Raw genomic sequence first — 20,306 nt, 5'->3', positions numbered from 1 at the left:
TTTTCATCCATAAGCGAGGTTCCATACTTTTCCTCAACTGTATTTATGTTTTCGGAGAAATGATGAAAGTCATCGAAGCACAGCAAGTCGCGCAATGTTTAACAATGGAGTCTCTTATTGAAACGATGCGTGAAATGTACTCGCGGCCAGCGACAATACCTCAACGCCGAGTCATGCCCTTAGAAGAGGGAGAATACGAGGCGTTTGCGCTACTTCCAGCTTGGAACCAGGAGTTGATTGCGGTGAAAGCCTTTACGTATTTCCCGCATAACCCTGAGCAAGGCAAAGATACGCTTGCATCTAAGCTGCTTGTTTTTAGACGAAACGATGGTGAGCCGCTCGCACTCGTGGACGGTAAAGTTTTAACGTTTTGGCGCACCGCCGCAGCTTCTGCGTTGGCAGCGGACTATTTAGCGCGTCCTGATGCCGATCGTCTGTTGATCTGCGGAACGGGCAATCTTGCGCCTTATTTTGCGTGGGCATACGCTGCGGTTCGCCCACTTAAGCAGGTTTATATTTGGGGGCGTAACTCAGACAACGCCGAGGCGACGGTAGATGCCATTGTGTCATCTTCAGAGTATCAGTCGCTTCCTGATGAGCGTCGGTTCCGTGTTTCAGTCGTAGAAAATGTGGACCACGTTATCAAACACGTTGACATCATCAGCTGTATTACCGCATCAGCAGAGCCTTTGTTTAATGGCGCAGACGTGCAGCCGGGCACCCATATTGATTTGGTCGGTAATCATGACTTGGACAAGCGTGAATGCGACTCTAAAGCAGTGCAACGAGCACAGGTGTATGTTGATAGCCGTATTAATGTATTAGCCGAAGCGGGCGATCTTCTCATTCCAATTCAAGAGGGCGTATTCACGTCAGACGATATCAAAGGGGAATTACCGCAGCTTTGCGCCCAACAAATCTCAGGACGTCAAAACGATGAGGTCATTACTTTATACAAATCAGTTGGCAGTGCTTTGGCTGATTTGGCCGCTGTAAAGGCGGTGTTGTTAGAAAATGGCATAGATAGCCATGCCTGAGCATTTTTGCTCGTTTATTTAAATTGCATACAATATACATATAAGGAAAGTAGTTCATGAAAATTGATTGGAAAGGTGTTTATCCGGCGGTCAGTACGCAATTTCGTCAAGATCAGTCAATCGACTTAGACGCAACGCAAACCGTTATAGATAACCAAATTAAAGATGGTGTGAATGGCATTATCTGCTTGGGTACCGTCGGTGAGAACTGCGCGTTGTACCCGGAGGAGAAACGCCAGGTCTTGCAAGCGGCAAACGAAGTCGTAAATGGCCGTGTGCCTTTGATTGCTGGTACAGCAGAGTCTATTACCACAGCAGCTGTTGATTACATGCAGGATGCGTACAAAATTGGTATCGATGGTTGTATGGTGATGCCTGCCATGGTTTACCGCACGTCTGAGAGCGAAACGTTCGAATATTACCGCACGCTAGCAAAAGCAACGCCAGAAATGCCAATCATGATTTACAACAACCCGGTTGCTTATGGTGTCGATGTAAACCTCGATATCATGGCGAAACTGGCTGAGTTTGAAAGCATTGTAGCTATTAAAGAGTCGACCACTGATACTCGTCGTATCACTGAGCTTTACAATAAATTTGATGACCGCTTTACCGTGTTCAGTGGTGTTGATGACATTGCTCTTGAATCATTGATGCTAGGCGCGACCGGCTGGATTTCTGGTTTAACCAACGCATTCCCAGAAGAATCCGTCGCGATTTATAAACTGGCAAGCCAAGGTCGTTATGCTGAAGCGTTAGAAATCTACCGTTGGTTCTTACCGCTACTGCGTTTAGACACCATTCCTACGCTGGTTCAGTGCATTAAACTGGCCGAGCAAGTCTGCGGACGTGGATCTGAACAAGTTCGTGCGCCACGCCAACTTTTACAAGGTGAAGAGCGTCAACAAGTCATTCAAATGGTTGAACATGCGTTAGAAACCCGCTTAGACCTATCCAAATACAATCTGTAATTGTGCTGTTTAGTAGAGCGTTAACTGACGCTCTACTCATTCGTAATATTCAAAAAATGAGAAGAGGGAAGTCATGAGCACGGAAAACAAGGACTATGTCAGCTTTCAACACGTTAAGAAAACCTACGATGGCACGAATTTGGTGGTGAAAGACTTCAACTTAGATATTGCTCCTGGAGAGTTCGTTACTATGTTGGGGCCGTCAGGATCGGGCAAGACCACTTGCTTAATGATGCTAGCGGGCTTTGAAACCGCGACCGGTGGAGACATTTATATCGATGGCGTTCCCGTTAATCATCTCGCGCCACACAAGCGCGATATCGGTATGGTGTTTCAAAACTATGCGTTGTTTCCACATATGACCATTGCCGAGAATCTTGCGTTTCCTTTAAAGGTGCGAAAACTCGACAGTGACACGATTCAAAGCAAAGTTCAGAGTGTATTAGAAATGGTCGAGCTTGAGCATGTTGCGACTCGATACCCGAAGCAGTTATCAGGCGGTCAACAACAACGTGTTGCGCTAGCGCGAGCATTAGTGTTTGAGCCTAAACTCGTGTTGATGGATGAACCGCTAGGCGCATTAGATAAGCAGCTGCGTGAGCAAATGCAGATGGAAATTAAACATTTGCATGAAAAGCTTGGCATCACCATTTTGTATGTGACGCACGATCAAGACGAAGCTCTCACTATGTCCGACCGTATTGCGGTTTTTAATCACGGCGAAGTGCAACAACTCGCGACACCAACCGAGCTTTATGAATCTCCGAGTAATACGTTTGTTGCGCAGTTTATTGGAGAAAACAACCAACTCTCAGGTTTAGTCAAAGAGTGGAACGGAAAGTATTGCCAAGTGCTCGTTGGGAAAGAGTTATTTACTGCGAAACCTGTCAGAGTCTCTGAGCAAGGGCAGAGGACAACACTTTCCATTCGACCAGAAAAGATTGTTATTCAACCAGAGAAAGCGTCTTGTGAGAACCAAGTCTCAGGCGTCCTACGAGAATTGATTTATCACGGTGATCATTATCGTCTGGTCGTCGAAGTAGAGAGCGTTGGTCACTTCATCGTTAAAGTACCTAACGATAATCGTAAACACTTGCAGTTAACGCCTGGCTCAATTTGTCGTATTGGTTGGCAAAGTGAGGATTGCCATGCTCTTGATGGGACACAAACTCAAAGTAGCGAGGTAGCAGCATGAGTCGAGAGCTAACCGCATTAGATTCTGTATTGGAAATCGAACGTCAAGTTCATCAGCAAGAAACCAATCTGAAAGCGCAGTTGCAAAAGGCAGAGCGCCGAAAAAAGCTTCGCTCCATTATGCTCACAACGCCATTGGTGTGTTTTATTCTGCTTACGTTTGCTTTTCCTATCCTCGACATGCTTTATCGAAGCGTGGATAACCGAGAAATATCCCAGTCACTCCCACAAACTATTCAAGCCTTAGAAAGTTGGGATTATCAAGGTCAGCCTCATCAAGAAGTCATTGAGACATTCTCTGTTGAAGTACTTGCGCTTTATCAAAGCAAAGAGCTACCGAAAATAGCCAGCCGGATGAATATTGAAGAGTCTGGTATGCGCAGTTTACTTATGAAAACCGGCAGAAAGTTGTCTCGTTTGACGTCGCTGCCGAACTCGGTGACACAGTTGGCCAAGCTTGATAAGCGATGGACTAATCCTAAATATTGGGCGGCGTTTAAGAATCTTAGTGGCGCATTAACATTCAGTCATTATCTTGCTGCGCTAGACTTGCAAGTGAATGAGTTTGGAGACATTGAGCCCCAACCAGAAAAACGCCAAATATACGTCGACCTTTTCTTTAAAACTTTTTGGATGTCTATTTCAATCACCTTAATTTGTTTGGTGATGGCGTACCCCGTTGCTTACCTGCTTGCCAATTTACCTGATAAGCGCGCGAACTTACTTTTAATCATTGTGCTGCTGCCATTTTGGACGTCATTATTAGTCAGAACCACGTCTTGGATTGTTCTGCTGCAAAACCAAGGGGTCATTAATGATCTCCTTATTTGGTCGGGTTTTACTTCCGAGCGAATTCAGATGATTCACAATACCTTCGGAACGGTGGTGTCTATGATTCACATTCTGTTGCCGTTTATGATCCTGCCTCTGTATAGCGTAATGAAAGGAATTAGCCCAACTTATTTCCGTGCAGCTCGTTCTCTAGGCGCGACGCCTTTCATTGCGTTCATGAAAGTTTATATGCCGCTTACGTTACCTGGGATAGGTGCGGGGGCCTTGCTCACTTTCATCCTTTCTATTGGTTTCTACATTACGCCCGCTTTGGTTGGTGGAAGAAGCGGACAGATGATATCCAATATGATTGCCTATCATATGCAGACGTCACTGAACTGGGGGATGGCTGGCGCATTGGGTGGACTGCTTTTGTTCGTTGTACTGGTTCTGTTTTATATGTTCAACCGTGTGGTTGGCATTAACAACCTTAAGGTAGGGGGATAACCATGGCATTACCAAACTATGCATCAAAAGTAGAGCGAGTCGCTTACGCAGGTTACTTAGTTTTTTGTGGGTTGGTGCTGTTCTTTTTAATCGCTCCAATTCTGACCATCATCCCGTTATCGTTTAATGCAACGCCTTACTTTACTTTTACCGAGGGGATGCTAGACCTTGATTCGGCAGCGTATTCTACTCGCTGGTATCAAGAAATGTTTACTAGTGATCAGTGGCTGTTGGCGCTGAAAAACAGCACGTTCATTGCTTTTATGGCGACACTCGTTGCAACAGGGCTAGGAACTCTGGCGGCGTTGGGTTTAGCCAGTAGTAATTTGCCTTTTCGCAATACGATTATGGCGCTGTTGATCTCACCTATGATCGTACCAGTCATTATCTCTGCTGCTGCGATGTACTTTTTCTACACACGCCTTGGCTTATCACAAACTTATCTAGGCGTCATTTTGGCACACGCCGCATTAGGTACGCCTTTTGTTTTCATTACCGTTACTGCGACCTTAAGCGGCTTTGATCATAGCCTGGTAAAAGCGGCGGCTAGCTTAGGAGCAAACCCTGTTTATACTTTCAGACACATTACCTTTCCGCTGATTCGTCCGGGGATGATTTCTGGCGGCTTGTTTGCCTTTGGCACCTCGTTCGACGAGGTTGTGGTGGCGTTATTCCTGACTGGGGCAGAACAAAAAACCGTTCCGAGGCAGATGTGGTCAGGAATTCGAGAGCAAATTAGTCCGACCATATTGGCGGTCGCTACGTTGCTGATTTTTATGTCGGTGTGTTTGCTCGTGACTTTAGAAGTTCTACGTAGGCGTAATGTACGCATTCGAGGCATTCAAGAATAACCAAACTTTTTCTTTGTTGCTCGCTATGCACTTTTGTTTAGGGGCTCCTCAATTTTTGACCAAATGCGCCTCATTGTAGGCGCTTGTCTTTTGTGTTTATCGTCAGCGATGACTGACATGTCACTCTTGTAGCTTAATGCCAGCCTGCTCGAAACGTGCCAAAGGCGACTTGTTCGATTGCTGATACCAACTAGCTGGCATGTTTGATTTAAGTTGCGCTTTTTCTTCCTTGCTAATCACAACATAGTGCAAAAACATATTAAGTGTGGTTACCATCACGTCAAACGTCATTTCCCCATCTTTGCTGATGGCTTTCAATAACCCAACGACGGTTTCCTCAGAGACTAACGGTTCAACCACCGCGTTTTTTCGCTATTTTATTGATGTTGAAGCGGGCAGGTTTGCACGTGCCGTCTCCCAGCAAACTTTGTTGGTTTTACTGACAAGGTTGTGCTTGTAGCAGTAGTAACTGAATAAAAAGCGTGGCAGATTTTGCCAGCGTTCGGTTTGGACTTCTAACCAAAGGTGTTGTAGCTCAATATCAGCGTCGGTCATAGGAGTTGTTTAGCAAAAAGAAAAGAAACCATTTTATCGCTTTTGTGAGGAGCAATAAAAGATATTTGAATGGAAAGATAAACAACTAGTTGATCAATATTACTAAAGCAAATCGATTTCTGGCAAGCTCGTGCAACGGCAACTCGAGTACCAAAAACTGATACCGCCACATCCAGTTGTTAACAAAATGTTTCTTCTTGTCTTGCGAGTAGATTATATGGAGATGCTCTTGCAGTAATAAGGGCAGTGGCGATGCAAAAGACGTAATGCATCAAAGGAAAACTCAATATAGAAGAAATTAGATGGAACTGAAGATTTTGAGTGTCGCGATTGCGACAACATTAACCAGCACTGGCGTATTTGCGTTAAGCGAGCCAGTTTCTCAAGTTACAGAGCAACATGCACATTCGGCTCATACACACGGTGTTGAATCCAATCGAGTTGAATACCAACCAACCGCAACTCTCCCTATTCAGCCCTCCAAGGCAACTCGAGTACAGTCACTTGAAAGCCTTGATGAGTCGAGCACTGCTTGTGATTTGGAGGCATTGGTTACCGAAAGCAGTAACCAATTGATCAGCGAAATTTTAAGTCAGGGCGCGACGTGTGTGGACCAGTTATTCTCTGCTGAAAGTCGGATTCAAGAGTCGGTATTTAGCTCCGATCATATGTACAACATCGCTAAGCACACTACGACATTGGCGAAGGGGTATACGGGTGGCGGGAGCGATGAACTCGAAACGTTGTTCTTATACTTACGCGCGGGTTATTACGCCGAGTTTTACAATGACAACATCTCATTTATTGAATGGGTCACACCAGCGGTGAAAGAATCAGTGGATGCGTTTGTTAATAACGCAAACTTCTACGAGAACAGCGACCGTCACGGCAAAGTGCTTAGTGAGGTCATCATCACTATGGATAGTGCCGGCTTGCAGCACGCGTACTTACCACAAGTGACCCAGTGGCTTACACGTTGGAATGATCAATACGCCCAGCACTGGTATATGCGCAATGCAGTTAACGGTGTTTTCACTATTTTGTTTGGTGGGCAGTGGAACGAGCAATTTGTGCAAGTAATTGGTAACCAAACAGACCTTGCCAAAGCTTTAGGCGATTTTGCTCTAAGGGCGTCATCAATCGGTGCTGAAGATGAGTTTATGGCCGCGAATGCGGGGCGAGAGCTCGGGCGTCTGACCAAGTATACGGGTAACGCGAGTTCTGTTGTGAAGAGTCAGCTGAGTCGAATCTTTGAACAGTATGAAATGTATGGTCGGGGTGACGCGGTTTGGCTTGCGGCGGCGGACACCGCCTCATATTACGCAGATTGTAGTGAGTTCGGAATTTGTAATTTCGAAACTGCGCTAAAAGGCTTGGTGCTATCGCAAACTTATACTTGTAGCCCGACAATCCGAATTTTGTCTCAGAATATGACGCAAGAGCAACACGCGGCCGCATGTTCTAAAATGGGCTACGAAGAGGGTTACTTCCATCAGTCATTAGAAACTGGTGAACAGCCAGTAAAAGATGACTACAACACTCAGCTCCAAGTCAATATCTTCGATTCAAGCACTGATTATGGTAAGTACGCAGGGCCAATTTTCGATATTAGTACTGACAATGGCGGTATGTACTTGGAGGGCGACCCTTCCCAGCCGGGGAATATTCCCAACTTTATTGCTTATGAAGCCTCTTATGCGAACGCGGATCACTTTGTCTGGAACCTAGAGCACGAATACGTGCATTACTTAGATGGTCGATTTGATCTCTATGGAGGGTTTAGTCATCCAACTGAAAAAATAGTGTGGTGGAGTGAAGGCATTGCAGAGTATGTCGCTCAAGAAAATGACAACCAAGCAGCACTTGAGACGATTTTAGACGGCTCGACGTATACCTTAAGCGAGATTTTCGAGACTACTTATGATGGGTTTGATGTTGATCGAATTTATCGTTGGGGGTACTTAGCTGTACGTTTTATGTTTGAAAATCATAAAGATGACGTAAACCAAATGCTGGTGGAAACACGCCAAGGGAATTGGAGCAATTACAAAGCAACGATCACCCAATGGGCGAATTTATATCAAAGTGAGTTTGAGCAGTGGCAGCAAGCCCTTGTCTCAAATGGTGCACCTAATGCAGTCATAACCGCAAACAACAAGGGGAAAGTCGGTGAAAGCATTACATTTAGCAGTGAAAACAGTACAGACCCAAACGGGAAGATCGTCAGCGTCTTATGGGACTTCGGTGATGGCTCGACAAGTACACAAACCAAGCCGACGCACCAATATGGGAGTGAAGGGGAGTATTCGGTCAGCCTAAGTGTGACAGACAGTGAAGGCTTGACGGCAACCGCCACTCATACTGTTGTTATCTCAGCGTTGGGCGGTAATGACACATTGCCACAAGACTGCGCGGTGCAAAGTAAAGTAAGCGGTGGGCGCTTAACAGCAGGAAAACCAGTTTGCTTGGCAAATCAACAAACCATTTGGCTGAGCGTACCAGCGGTGAATGAGAGCTCAAACCTGGCGATAACGACGGGGAATGGTACGGGCAACCTAAAGCTTGAATACAGTAACTCTGGTTGGCCGGATGATACTAATCTTCACGGAAGGTCAGATAATATTGGTAATGGAGAGTGTATTACGTTGTCAAATCAGAGTAACTACTGGGGCTACGTTAAAGTCTCTGGTGACTTTGAGAATGCCGCCATCGTCGTTGATTTTGATGTTCAGAAGTGTCGTCAGTAGGGCAATTTAACTACGTCATTTAAACTAAGTGGAGCGCCTCGCTAACATCGCGGGGCGTTTTTGTTTTTCACGCCGTTATCTCTATAAAAAAACCAGCCCGAAGGCTGGCAAACAAGGAGTTTGAGATGAAAATGAAAACGTTATAAAACTTGCTGATATCCTATTTCTCAATAAGTTGGGTTGTGCTTTGCAGCCAGTTTTTATCTTGCGCATCAAGAAAAGGGCTAAGCGCCTGATAGACACGTGAATGGTAATGATTAAGCCAGTCTAGCTCTGCTTGATCTAGCATTGATAAATCAAGGGCGTTGGTCGCAATTGGAGCAAGAGTGATGGTCTCAAAACCGTAGAACGTGCCGAACTCATTTTGTTCTACTTCTACAACTTTAAGAATGTTCTCTATTCTTACCCCGTACTCACCTTCGCGATAAACGCCTGGTTCATTAGTAATGACCATACCTGGTTTTAGCTCAACCTCGCGGTGGCTTTGCGAGAAATTTTGTGGGCCTTCGTGAACATTCAAGCAAATGCCTACGCCGTGTCCAGTGCCGCACTTGTAATCAATACCATGTTGCCATAAGACGCCACGCGCCATGATATCAAGATTGGCACCCGTAGAGCCTTTCATGAATCGAGTTTGAGTCAATCGGATGACCGCTTTGAGCACCAAGGTATAATCTTTGCGCTGCTTAATGGTCGGTGACCCGAAGTGGAAAGTACGGGTGATGTCTGTTGTCCCGCCAAGGTACTGACCACCAGAATCGACGAGAAAGAAGTTGCTTTCATTGACTGCCGCATTGCTTTCTTCATCGGCGGCATAATGCATTTTTGCCCCGTGAGCTGCGAAGCCTGCGATAGTGCGGAAACTGTCACTCACATAATGTCGGGTTTGACGGCGATAGTGATTCAGTTGTGCTTCAGCAGACAATTCTGTAACGAATCCGCTTGGAACTTGCTCTTCTAGCCAGTTCATAAACCTTACGATTGCCACACCATCATCTGTTAATGCCTGTTCTAGGCTAGTTAGCTCGGTCGCATTTTTTATGGCCTTCATTGCCGTTACAGGGCAAGCCATTGTCTTTAGATTCACATTCCGTTCAATCGAACTTACCAATAAGCTGTCTGTGTGGGTCGGGCTAAAAGCGAGCGATAATCCCTCACATTGCTGATTTAAATACTGGCTTACGTAGTTGTAATGGCGAATGTGTACACTCTGCTCGGTCAGCGCTCTTTCAACGTCTTGAGGCAGTTTGGCTTTATCAATAAACAGTGTCGCAAGTGATTGCTCTACGATTAGATAGGCTTCAGAAACTGGGCAGTAATTCGTATCACTACCTCGAATATTCATTGTCCACATGACATCATCTAGCGTTGACACTAATAAGCTATCTACTTGGTTCTCGGTTAACCAAGAACGGATTCTCGCTAACTTATTTTCTGTGTCAACGCCGGCAAAAGCGGTGGGATGCTCGAATACGGGTGTACTTGGGCGAAGTGGTCTTTCAAGCCAAATCGGTGCGAGTAAATCCAGGTCGAGAATGATCTTAATGTTTTTCGCTTCAAAGGCATGTTTGAGGCCTTGATAAAAAGCGTAACTGATGGCGCGCCCGTCAACCGCTACAATACTGTTTTCTGGGAGTGTGGTAGCTAGCCATTTGGCAATTGTCGGCGTTTCTGGTTGTTTGGCTTTAAACAGTTCAAGTCCTGTGCCGTGTAACTGTTCTTCAGCTTGAATATAGTAACGACCATCAGTCCAAAGGCCACCACCTTGTTGGGTAATGACGACATCGCCTGCTGAGCCGGTAAAACCTGAAATCCAGCTTCGCGCTAACCAATGATCCGCTGAGTATTCGCTGTTATGCGGGTCATTGTTGGTCACGATATATGCAGACACGTTGTGAAAGGACATTGCCTCACGCAATAACGTAAGGCGTTGGTTTACTGAGTTAGTATTGTTCATTAAATGGTTCCTAAAGTCATATTTGAGCAATAGATATGATGCTGCTCCGAGCCTGTTTTTATTGGGTTCTGTTGCTCGCATACTTCTGTGGCTTCTGGGCATCGAGTACGAAAAACGCAACCGCTCGGTGGGTTAAGTGGAGAAGGAAGATCGCCGGGCAATAGTTGTATCTCGCGGTCACGTGCTAATTGCGGATTAGCTATCGGGACAGCAGATAACAGTGCTTTGGTGTAGGGGTGTTGCGCATCATCAAATACTTTATCGTAACGTCCTACTTCCATAGGTTTACCAAGATACATCACCATAACGCGGTCGCTGATGTGGCGCACCACGCTTAAGTCGTGCGCAATCATTACCAGTGTTAACCCCATTTCTTGTTTAAGATCATCTAGAAGATTGATGACCTGAGCTTGTATGGAGACATCTAGCGCACTAACAGGTTCATCACACACGACCAAATCTGGATTGAGAATTAATGCTCTTGCAATGCCCACACGCTGGCATTGACCTCCGGAAAATTCATGTGGATAGCGGTTTCGCTGGCTCGCCAAGAGACCCACTTTATCCATCATAGCGATGACACGCTTTTCTACCTCTGCCCGTTTAAGTTGTGGCTCGTGGGTGAGCAGTGGTTCGGCGATGCATTCTGAGATGGTTAATCTCGGATTCAAACAAGCGGATGGGTCTTGAAACACCATCTGAAATTCTCTGCGTCGAGAGGAAAGCTCTTTTTTACTAAACCCGAGCATGTCTTGACCTTTCCAAGTCAACTCGCCATGTGTAGGTTCAATTAAGCGAAGTAAGGCGCGTGCAAGCGTTGATTTTCCGCAGCCTGATTCCCCCACAATGCCAAGTGTTTCGCCTCGATAAACATCTAAGTCGATACCATTGACCGCTTTCACGATTTTACGTCGACTTGGAATAAGGTGACGCGACACAGGAAAGTGGACGTTTAAATCACGAGCAGACATGAGGACTTCTTTTTTATTCATAACGCCTCCTTAAGCTTTTATTTGAATAGGAGTGATAACACTGGGTGCGTTAACGTGACAGGCAATGGACTGGCTCGTGTTTAATGGAGAAAACCGTGGGGTTTCGTATTGGCAACGCGTCTCTCGATGCTCGCACCGCTCTCTAAACGGACACCCTTGATGGTTAATCAACGCACTTGGTGGGTTACCTGGGATGGTTGGTAAACGTGGCATATCTTCAGTGATAGAAGGAATAGCCTTTAGCAGGCCTTGAGTATAGGGGTGCGCAGGTTGAGCGAACAATGTCTCGGTATCTGATTGCTCCATTTTTTGACCACCATACATGACCAATACGCGATCACACATCTCGGCGACGACGCCCATATCGTGAGTGATCAGTAAAATTGCGGTGTTGAACTCTTGTTGTAAGTCTCGTAATAGCGTCAAAATTTGAGCCTGAACGGTCACATCCAGCGCGGTAGTTGGTTCGTCTGCAATTAACAACTCGGGCTTACACAACAATGCCATCGCTATCATGATTCGCTGACGCATTCCGCCAGATAATTCGTGAGGGTATTGATTCATCCGAGTCTCGGGAGAGGGAATACGCACCGCATCCAACATGTGAATCGATTCAATTTTTGCTTGTTTTCGGGTCATTCCTTTATGAATCATGAGAACTTCACAAAGCTGTTTGCCAATTTTCATAAATGGGTTGAGTGACGTCATCGGATCTTGAAAGATCATTCCGATTTTCTCTGCACGGATGCGGTTGAGCTGCTTTTTCGACATTGCGAGTAAATCATCATCGTGGAACATCGCGCTGCCAGACACGGCGCCGTTGTCCGCGGTTAACCCCATTAATGCGAAGACAGACTGGCTTTTTCCCGAACCTGACTCACCAACAATCCCAAGAGTTTCGCCTGCTTTAATCGAGTAGGAGAGATTACTGACCGCTTGCACTTGCCCATCTGGCGTATCGAAGCGCACGTTCATGTTTTCAATAGATAGCATGGGTTTGTCCTTATCGGTCTTTCGGGTCAAGAGCATCACGCAAGCCATCACCGATGAAGTTAAAACAAAAGAGGGTGGCAACTAAAAACAGAGAGGGAAAAAGCAGCATCCACAATGCAACGTCAATCGTTTTTGCGCCTTCGGAAATCAGGATCCCCCAGCTTGTATCCGGTGGTTGAACACCAAGCCCTAAGAAGCTTAAAAACGATTCGAACATAATGAATCCAGGCACCATTAGGGAGGAATAAACCATCACGATACCAAGCACATTAGGCAGAACATGGCGTCGGACAATTGTCAATTTAGAAACCCCAATAGAGTGTGCGGCTTCGATGAATTCTCGCTTTTTGAGACCGAAGGTGACACCACGTACAACACGGGCAATGCCCAGCCAAGATACCATTCCGATCACGATAAAAATCAGGTAGATGTTGTTGCCAAAAAGGGTAACAAACAGGATAACCATAAACATAAATGGCACCGAATCGAGCACCTCAATAATGCGCATCATTACGCTATCGACAACGCCGCCAAGATAGCCGGAAATACTTCCCCAAATCGTACCAATAACAACGGCGACTAATGCCCCGACAAAACCCACCAAAATAGAGAGCCTGCCGCCTTGCATCGTGCGAGCAAAGACATCTTGCCCGAGATCATCGGTACCAAAGTAATGGCCACTGCTCAGTGAAGGTTTCCCTAACTCGTATGGATCGATGAGCACTTCCCAGTCAATTTCATCATGACCAAAAGCGGCAAGAGAGGGGCCGAAGGTGATGCATAAGGTAATGAACGCCAAAACATACACTGATGTCATCGCGGCTCTGTTTTTACGAAATCGAGTCCATGCATCCTGCCAAAGACTGCGACCTTCGACGTCTTCAATATTGTCGACGACTTGATCTTGAAGAGCTTGTGTATCCAGTTTTTTGATCGTTAACATGCCGGACTCCTAAACGCGTATACGAGGGTCGATAATCGTATATAGCAAGTCGACCACAAGGTTAAAGAAGATAGTGAGTGAAGCGACAATCAGAGTAATGCCCATTACTAGGCCGTAGTCGCGGTTGAGAGCTCCAGACACAAAGTGTTGTCCCATGCCACCTGTACCAAAGAAAATGTCGATAATCACCGAGCCTGTCACGACAGACACAAACGCAGGGCCGAGCATCGCAACGACGGGAATCAAGGATGGTCGCAAAGCGTGATGGAATAAAATGTAGGTTGTGGACAAACCTTTGGCTTTTGCCGTTCGAATGTATGGTTGGTTGAGCGTTTCAATCATTGCGCCACGCATGACACGCGCAATACTCGCAATGGAGCCAATCGCCAGGCTGAGCACGGGAAGAACAAGAAAAGCCAGCTTTCCTCCTTCCCAACCACCAGCAGGGAACCAGCCGAGCTGAATAGCGAAGATCATGACTAAAACTGGAGCAAGCACGAAAGCCGGAACCACAACTCCAGTCATCGAAAGTGTCATCAGGCCGTAATCTAGGCGGCTATTTCGGTTCAATGCCGCAATGGTGCCAAGCAACATGCCAAGTGGAACGGAAATACAAAAGGAGAGTACGCCTAATACTGCCGAAACTGGCCATGATTGTGCGACGAGCTGTGTAACACTGAAGTCTTGATAAACGAAGCTCGGACCGAGATCTCCTTGTATGAAATTACCAATGTAAATCCAAAACTGAGTAAGGAAGGGCTGGTCCAAATGGAATTTTGCTTCGATATTCGCACGTACCACTTCTGGCATAGGCCGTTCCATATCAAATGGCCCCCCTGGTGCAATGTGCATCAGCCAAAATGATACGAGTGCGATGAATAGAAGCGTGGGGATAGCGATAGCTAATCGCTTAACAATGTACCAAATCATGATCCATCATCCTTTGGTCATCCGAAATCACTTCGAACGGTTATGAATAAAAAATGGTCTGAGCTCAGGTTGCCTTCTCCACCGAGAGATATGAGGAACGACAAGTAAACATTGAACTTGCCGACTCAGACCGAAAACATGCTTTTAGTGGGCTTTTACATAGACATTCTTGCGGTAGTACGACGACTCAGGGTTTGTCAGTTCGTAGCCGCCCACGTAAGGCTTGATGAGGTATTGATCGTTACCCGGACGATAAATAGGAATAATGGCCATGTCTTCAATCAGCATGCTTTCTGCTTGTAGATACAGTTCTGATGGAGTGCTCATGGTCTTTGATCGAGCCATTAACTCGTCGTATTGCGGGTTGTTGTAACGAGAATCGTTGTACTCGCCACTAGAAATGAAGATATCCAACCATGTAGAGGCTTCATTGTAGTCGGCCGTCCAGCCGCCGCGAGTAATGTCGGTCGGCTCTTTAAGTGCGTAGAACACTTTCGGTTCTAGCTGTTTTATCGTGACTTGCGCACCCAATCGGCTTTTCCACATGCCTGCCATGGTTGTTGCCATTTTTACGTCCATCGAGAAAGTTGGCACGGTAAACGTTAACTTAAGCGGATTGCTTTTATCGTATCCAGCTTCTGACAGTAATTGCTGCGCTTTTTCGATACGTTTATGACGGTTCCAAGTTGCGAACTCAGGAGTGTGAGATTGAAAACCATCTGTTTGAGGTGGCACAAGGGTATACATTGGAACCCCACCGTTTCTCAAGATAGCACTCGTTAACAGTTGACGGTCAATGGCATATGAGAGGGCTTTACGGACCCGCACGTCTTTTGTTGGCCCTTGTTGAGTGTTGAGGTAATAGAATGTGGAGCCAAGAGACGCACTGGTACTTGCCACTTCTTGCGGGCGTTGTTGAATTAACTTTTTCTTCTGAGCGGCAGGAATGGAAACCGCTTGGTCTATCTCACCAGCTAGGTAGCGGTTTAGCACTACGTTTGCATCACCAATTGGTAGCCAGGTGACTTTTTCCAGCACTACATTGCTTGCGTCCCAGTAATGTGGGTTTTTAACCATCACCATTTTTTCGTTAACTTTCCATTCAGAGACATTAAACGCACCATTTGTAACGATATGTTCTGGCTGGGTCCAGCGGTTGCCATATTTTTCTACGGTCGCTTTGTGAACGGGGGCAAGCACTGGATGACTTAATAGTTTCGTAAAGAAGGGAATAGGCGCTTCGAGTGTAACCTGGAATGTTTTTTCATCCAGCGCCTTCACGCCCAAAGACTCAGGCTCGGCTTCGCCCTTCATAATGGCTTGCGAGTTTTCGATATTTGGAATGGCCGCAAACCAAGCGTATGGTGAAGCAGTGCTTGGATTCAGTAAGCGTTGCCAGCTGTAGACAAAATCTTGTGCAGTGACCGTTTCGCCATTGGACCATTTTGCATCACGTAAGTGGAAGGTATAAACCGTATTGTTGTCATTGACTGACCAAGACTCAGCAACACCAGGAATGGTTTTACCTTGCTTATCTTGAATGACCAGACCTTCAAATAGGTCTCGACCGAGATTAAAAGCGGGCTCTGCGGCTTGCTTGGCTGGGTCAATAGAAGTAACTTCAGCCCCATTGTTTAGCGTAATTTCTTGTGTCTCATTGAGGGTCACACCTGCGGGATGCGGCGCGGCATAGCTTGGTGTTGCCAGTATTGGACTCATCATCGACGCTAACAAAAGCAACTTAGGTAATTTCATCCTTGTCTCACTCTTTTCATCCTGAAAGATGCTAAAAATGTATATTGTATAAATTGTCTACACAATCGAGTTTTAACATTGTTGTAACAGGGTGCCGGATGTTGGGCTATTTGGTATCAAAAAGTGAGCTGGGGGATTGATATGGAGCCAGCACTAAGTCCGCATTACGGGGTAGGCTTTGTTTCGCGCAAATAAAAAATCCCCTTCAAGCGCGCGCTAAAAGGGGAGGGTAGTTCGTCTGTTCTTCAAAAGGTACGACGTTAACTGACTAGGAAATGTTTTACGAACTCAGCGATTTTGACCATATCACTTACCGCGATAAACTCTTCTGTCGTGTGTACTTTTGCCATGCCAGTTGAAAGATTGACCGTTGTGAGACCTTTCTTGTTAAAGTTGTTAGCATCGCTACCGCCGCCAGTGCCTTTTGTGAAAGCCTCAATTCCCAACTCTGCAAACGCCGCTTTTATAGCGCTAACGTGTGGGTGTTTTTCTTCAATAACAAAAGCGTCGTAGGCTCGGCTAGATTCAATGTCGACTTCTGCACCGTGTTTTTCACAGACAGACTCTAATGTTGAGATCATATGATTGACCTGAGCATCTAGTTTATCGCCATTCAGGGAGCGTGCTTCTGCCACGATTTTTAATTCAGGCATGACAATGTTTGTGGCCTGACCGCCATTCACTATACCGATGTTGGCTGTCGTTTCTTCGTCGATGCGAAGCAGCTTCATTTGGTTGATGGCATCTGCCGCCACCATGATAGCACTGATGCCTTCTTCTGGCGCAAGCCCTGCATGTGCTGGTCGACCTTTGATTGTTGCCACGATTTTTTGCTGGCCTGGGGCTGCGGTCACAATAGTGCCAATAGGACCACCCGTATCTAACACGATTGCTTCCGTTGAAGCGACGTGTGACATATCGAAGTATTGTGAACCGAATAAACCGCCTTCTTCATACACGGTGAAAGCAAGTTCTAACGTTTTGTGCTCACGGTTTTCCGCTTGAATACAACGAACGGCTTCCATGATGGCAGCAATACCAGATTTATCATCGCCACCAAGAATCGTATTGCCTTCTGAACGGATAACGCCGTCTTCGATGATTGGCTCAATGCCAATACCTGGAGTGACCGTATCCATATGACAGCTCATTAGGATAGAGCCGTCTTTTTTGCCGTCTAAACGGGCGTACACGTTAAAACCGTTAGAAATATGCTCAGGCACTGGAAGCTTGTGCACGGTAAAGCCTAGCTCGCCTAGCTGTTCTGTCAGTGTTTCTGCAATTTGTTTTTCGTTTTTTGATTCGCTGTCGATACGTACTAGTTGGCAAAAGTGTTCAACTAGGCGTTCTTGATTGATGTGTGTCATTAGATGTCTCTTTTTCTGATCGAGCGTGAAGCACTGTGGCTAGGGCTCGATAGGGAACAGAGCACCACTTATGGCACAGTTACTTTTGAATAAAACTGAGGTGAATCAATAAAGGAGTATCCATGACACGATTCTGACCGATGAGCCTTTCGAACTGTATGAAGCGTCACGAAACATTACTTTTGATGTTTTGCAGGATCAAATGAATAAATCGGATAGAGATAGGGTGCAATAGACTTTCCATCCCCTTTTACTTTTTGAGCTACGTTGCCAAGATAAAATGCCAAGGTAACAACTTGTTTACATTTTATGTGTTGGCGTAAAGCCGAAAATATCAATCTAATATATTGAAAATAAGCAGTTTGTTTGATGTTTACGAAAGTGGGTTCGACGCGCCTCCTGTGTGTAACATATATTTTACAATTATGCGTAAAAATCGCCAAGGTAAAGATTTCTCCCCACGTATTCCAATTTCTCAAGACCTGCGCCAAGTTAGAAAAATAAGTCCAAACAAAAGCTACTGAGACAAGGAGAAAGTCATGGTTGATGCATATAACCCACTAGGAACAGACGGATTTGAGTTTGTTGAATATACCGCTGCTGACAACAAAGGCATTCAACAGCTTAAAGATCTGTTTATATCGTTAGGTTTTGCGGAAATTGCAAAGCATCGCTCAAAAGAAGCGTGGTTATATCGACAAGGTGACATTAGCTTTATTGTGAATGCGCAGCCGCATAGCCAAGCTGAGGGATTCGCCAAAGTTCACGGTCCGTCGGTTTGTGGCATGGCATTTCGTGTGAAAGACGCCACCGTTGCTCTGGCGCATGCGTTAGAGAATGGCGGTAAAGAATATAAAACGGAAATTGGGCCGATGGAGCTAAGCATTCCTGCTATTTATGGCATCGGTGAAAGCTTGCTTTATTTTGTCGATCGTTATGGAAAGCAGAGCATTTATGATGTCGATTTTCGTTTTTATGATGATGCTGATGAGCGTTTATCAAAAGCGAATGTTGGTCTTTACGAAATCGACCACTTAACGCACAACGTCAAGCAAGGCAACATGGATGTCTGGTCTGGTTTCTATGAGCGCATTGGTAACTTCCGCGAAATTCGTTATTTCGATATCGAAGGTAAGCTGACTGGTCTTGTCAGCCGTGCGATGACCGCACCTTGCGGCAAAATCCGAATTCCTATCAATGAGTCGTCAGATGATAAATCACAGATTGAAGAGTTTATCCGTGAATACAATGGCGAAGGCATTCAACACATCGCATTGACCACAGACGACATCTACGAAACGGTCAAAACATTGCGTGAGCGAGGCATGGACTTTATGCCAACGCCAGATACTTATTACGAGAAAGTCGATCAGCGTGTTGAAGGCCATGGTGAAGATGTAAGCAAGCTTCGTGATTTGCAGATTCTTATTGATGGTGCGCCAACGAAAGATGGCATCTTGCTACAAATCTTTACTCAAACCGTTATCGGCCCTGTGTTCTTCGAAATCATCCAACGTAAAGGCAATGAAGGCTTTGGCGAGGGTAACTTCAAAGCGTTGTTTGAATCGATAGAAGAAGACCAAATTCGCCGAGGAGTATTGAGCGATGCATAAATGGATCACATTCCCTCACCGGGAGGGAGTGTGCTCTAAACAAGCGCATGCTGACTTCCCGGAAGAGGCAATTTATGAACGTGAGGCAGGTCGAAGTGGTTTCTTTGGCCCCGCAACACATTTTCATCATCAACATGCCCCGACGGGATGGTCTGAGTGGGAGGGCGAGTTACGTCCACGAGCGTTCGATTTTAATCTAGTCGAGAAAGCCAGCCATATTACCCCATGGGCAGTCCCGCATCTATTACACAACGCGAATTGTAAAGTTCGTGTTTGGCGTATGGATGAAAAAATGGACTTCTTGGTGAGAAATGCGGATGGCGACGAACTGCTATTCATCCACCAAGGTACGGCAGATCTGTATTGTGATTATGGTCATTTGAAAGTGAGTGAAGGGGATTATGTCATGATCCCACGCTCGACGAGCTGGCGTTTAGAGCCAAGCGAGCCGATGTTCATTTTGATGATCGAAAACACCGATGCGGCCTATACATTGCCCGAAAAAGGCATGGTTGGAAACCACGCGGTGTTTGATCCAGCGGTTTTGGAAACGCCGTCGATCAACGATCATTTCCGTGCTCAATATTCTGAGAATCAAACACAGGTTCAGGTGAAACGCCACGATAAAGTCAGTGTTATCACTTACCCATTCAACCCGTTGGATGCGATTGGCTGGCATGGTGATTTGGCGGTAGTAAAAGTGAACTGGCGTGATATTCGTCCACTTATGTCACATCGTTACCACTTACCACCTTCTGCACATACTACATTTGTAGGAGCAGGATTTGTGGTGTGTACCTTTGTTCCTCGTCCAATTGAAAGTGATCCTGGAGCGCTCAAAGTACCGTTCTACCACAACAATGACGATTATGACGAAGTCTTGTTCTACCATGCAGGTGACTTCTTTAGTCGTGACAACATTGAAGCGGGTATGGTGACATTCCATCCAGCAGGATTTACACATGGCCCTCACCCGAAAGCTTTCAAAGCAGGGCGAGAGCATAAGAAGACTTTTACCGACGAAGTCGCGGTCATGATTGATACGCGTCACGCACTTCAGTTTTCGGATGAGCTGGAAAAAGTAGAAAACAAAGAATACGTCTATAGCTGGCAAGAGAAGTAA

15 protein-coding genes and 1 pseudogene are annotated in these 20,306 nt (G+C 45.9%); 8 read left to right on the top strand and 8 right to left on the bottom strand.

All coding sequences use genetic code 11. The annotated features are described in order from the left end of the window. The first annotated feature begins 62 nt into the window (after nucleotides 1–62). The 5 genes from D8S93_RS05015 to D8S93_RS04995 all read left to right on the top strand — a co-directional run bounded on the left by D8S93_RS05015 (nucleotide 63) and on the right by D8S93_RS04995 (nucleotide 5,331). Entirely contained in the window at nucleotides 63–1,037 is a 975-nt protein-coding gene (locus D8S93_RS05015) for an ornithine cyclodeaminase family protein (RefSeq protein ID WP_005393500.1), read from the top strand. 56 nt (nucleotides 1,038–1,093) lie between these two features. Continuing rightward, nucleotides 1,094–2,008, top strand: coding sequence for a dihydrodipicolinate synthase family protein (locus D8S93_RS05010; RefSeq protein WP_104969357.1), 915 nt, complete (start codon nucleotides 1,094–1,096; stop codon nucleotides 2,006–2,008). Between the two features lie 73 nt (nucleotides 2,009–2,081). Beyond that, entirely contained in the window at nucleotides 2,082–3,203 is a 1,122-nt protein-coding gene (locus D8S93_RS05005) for an ABC transporter ATP-binding protein (protein ID WP_005393496.1), read from the top strand. Beyond that, on the top strand, nucleotides 3,200–4,480 hold the full coding sequence (locus D8S93_RS05000) for an ABC transporter permease (protein WP_152812281.1): 1,281 nt from the start codon (nucleotides 3,200–3,202) through the stop codon (nucleotides 4,478–4,480). The genes D8S93_RS05005 and D8S93_RS05000 overlap by 4 nt, the downstream gene beginning before the upstream one ends. Before the next feature lie 2 nt (nucleotides 4,481–4,482). Next, on the top strand, nucleotides 4,483–5,331 hold the full coding sequence (locus tag D8S93_RS04995; protein ID WP_152812279.1) for an ABC transporter permease: 849 nt from the start codon (nucleotides 4,483–4,485) through the stop codon (nucleotides 5,329–5,331). Nucleotides 5,332–5,451: 120 nt separating this feature from the next. Here D8S93_RS04995 and D8S93_RS04990 read toward each other — a convergent pair. Next, nucleotides 5,452–5,886 (bottom strand): annotated as a pseudogene (locus tag D8S93_RS04990) (hypothetical protein). 302 nt (nucleotides 5,887–6,188) lie between these two features. On the opposite strand from D8S93_RS04990, the gene D8S93_RS04985 reads away from it, so the two are divergent. Next, nucleotides 6,189–8,633 carry a collagenase gene (locus D8S93_RS04985; protein WP_152812277.1) on the top strand — a complete coding sequence of 815 codons (2,445 nt, stop codon included), beginning with the start codon at nucleotides 6,189–6,191 and terminating at the stop codon, nucleotides 8,631–8,633. A gap of 160 nt (nucleotides 8,634–8,793) precedes the next feature. Here D8S93_RS04985 and D8S93_RS04980 read toward each other — a convergent pair whose 3' ends face one another. From D8S93_RS04980 to D8S93_RS04950, 7 genes are all read right to left on the bottom strand, one after another. Continuing rightward, the gene (locus D8S93_RS04980) at nucleotides 8,794–10,590 is read right to left on the bottom strand and encodes an aminopeptidase P family protein (protein ID WP_152812275.1); all 1,797 of its coding nucleotides are present in this window, start codon (nucleotides 10,588–10,590) and stop codon (nucleotides 8,794–8,796) included. Next, nucleotides 10,590–11,582 carry an ABC transporter ATP-binding protein gene (locus tag D8S93_RS04975; protein WP_046874865.1) on the bottom strand — a complete coding sequence of 331 codons (993 nt, stop codon included), beginning with the start codon at nucleotides 11,580–11,582 and terminating at the stop codon, nucleotides 10,590–10,592. The genes D8S93_RS04980 and D8S93_RS04975 overlap by 1 nt, the downstream gene beginning before the upstream one ends. Before the next feature lie 9 nt (nucleotides 11,583–11,591). Continuing rightward, entirely contained in the window at nucleotides 11,592–12,575 is a 984-nt protein-coding gene (locus tag D8S93_RS04970) for an ABC transporter ATP-binding protein (protein ID WP_152812273.1), read from the bottom strand. Between the two features lie 10 nt (nucleotides 12,576–12,585). Continuing rightward, nucleotides 12,586–13,518 (bottom strand): ABC transporter permease subunit, encoded by a 933-nt coding sequence (locus tag D8S93_RS04965; protein ID WP_152812271.1) that lies wholly within the window; start codon nucleotides 13,516–13,518, stop codon nucleotides 12,586–12,588. A gap of 9 nt (nucleotides 13,519–13,527) precedes the next feature. Continuing rightward, a complete protein-coding gene (gene oppB / locus D8S93_RS04960) occupies nucleotides 13,528–14,448 on the bottom strand; it encodes an oligopeptide ABC transporter permease OppB (protein ID WP_005377838.1) in 921 nt (306 codons plus the stop codon). A gap of 144 nt (nucleotides 14,449–14,592) precedes the next feature. Beyond that, on the bottom strand, nucleotides 14,593–16,203 hold the full coding sequence (locus D8S93_RS04955; RefSeq protein WP_152812269.1) for a peptide ABC transporter substrate-binding protein: 1,611 nt from the start codon (nucleotides 16,201–16,203) through the stop codon (nucleotides 14,593–14,595). Nucleotides 16,204–16,463: 260 nt separating this feature from the next. Beyond that, nucleotides 16,464–17,570 (bottom strand): M20/M25/M40 family metallo-hydrolase, encoded by a 1,107-nt coding sequence (locus tag D8S93_RS04950; protein ID WP_152812267.1) that lies wholly within the window; start codon nucleotides 17,568–17,570, stop codon nucleotides 16,464–16,466. A gap of 539 nt (nucleotides 17,571–18,109) precedes the next feature. Between D8S93_RS04950 and hppD the strand changes: the two genes are divergently transcribed. Then, entirely contained in the window at nucleotides 18,110–19,183 is a 1,074-nt protein-coding gene (gene hppD / locus D8S93_RS04945; RefSeq protein ID WP_005377835.1) for a 4-hydroxyphenylpyruvate dioxygenase, read from the top strand. Beyond that, a complete protein-coding gene (locus D8S93_RS04940) occupies nucleotides 19,176–20,306 on the top strand; it encodes a homogentisate 1,2-dioxygenase (RefSeq protein WP_046874871.1) in 1,131 nt (376 codons plus the stop codon). The genes hppD and D8S93_RS04940 overlap by 8 nt, the downstream gene beginning before the upstream one ends.

It is taken from the genome of Vibrio sp. VGrn 2 (assembly GCF_009361695.1).
Classification (GTDB): domain Bacteria; phylum Pseudomonadota; class Gammaproteobacteria; order Enterobacterales; family Vibrionaceae; genus Vibrio; species Vibrio diabolicus.
The sequence above is the reverse complement of the archived record's forward strand: the minus strand, read 5'-3'. Positions and strand labels throughout refer to the sequence as shown.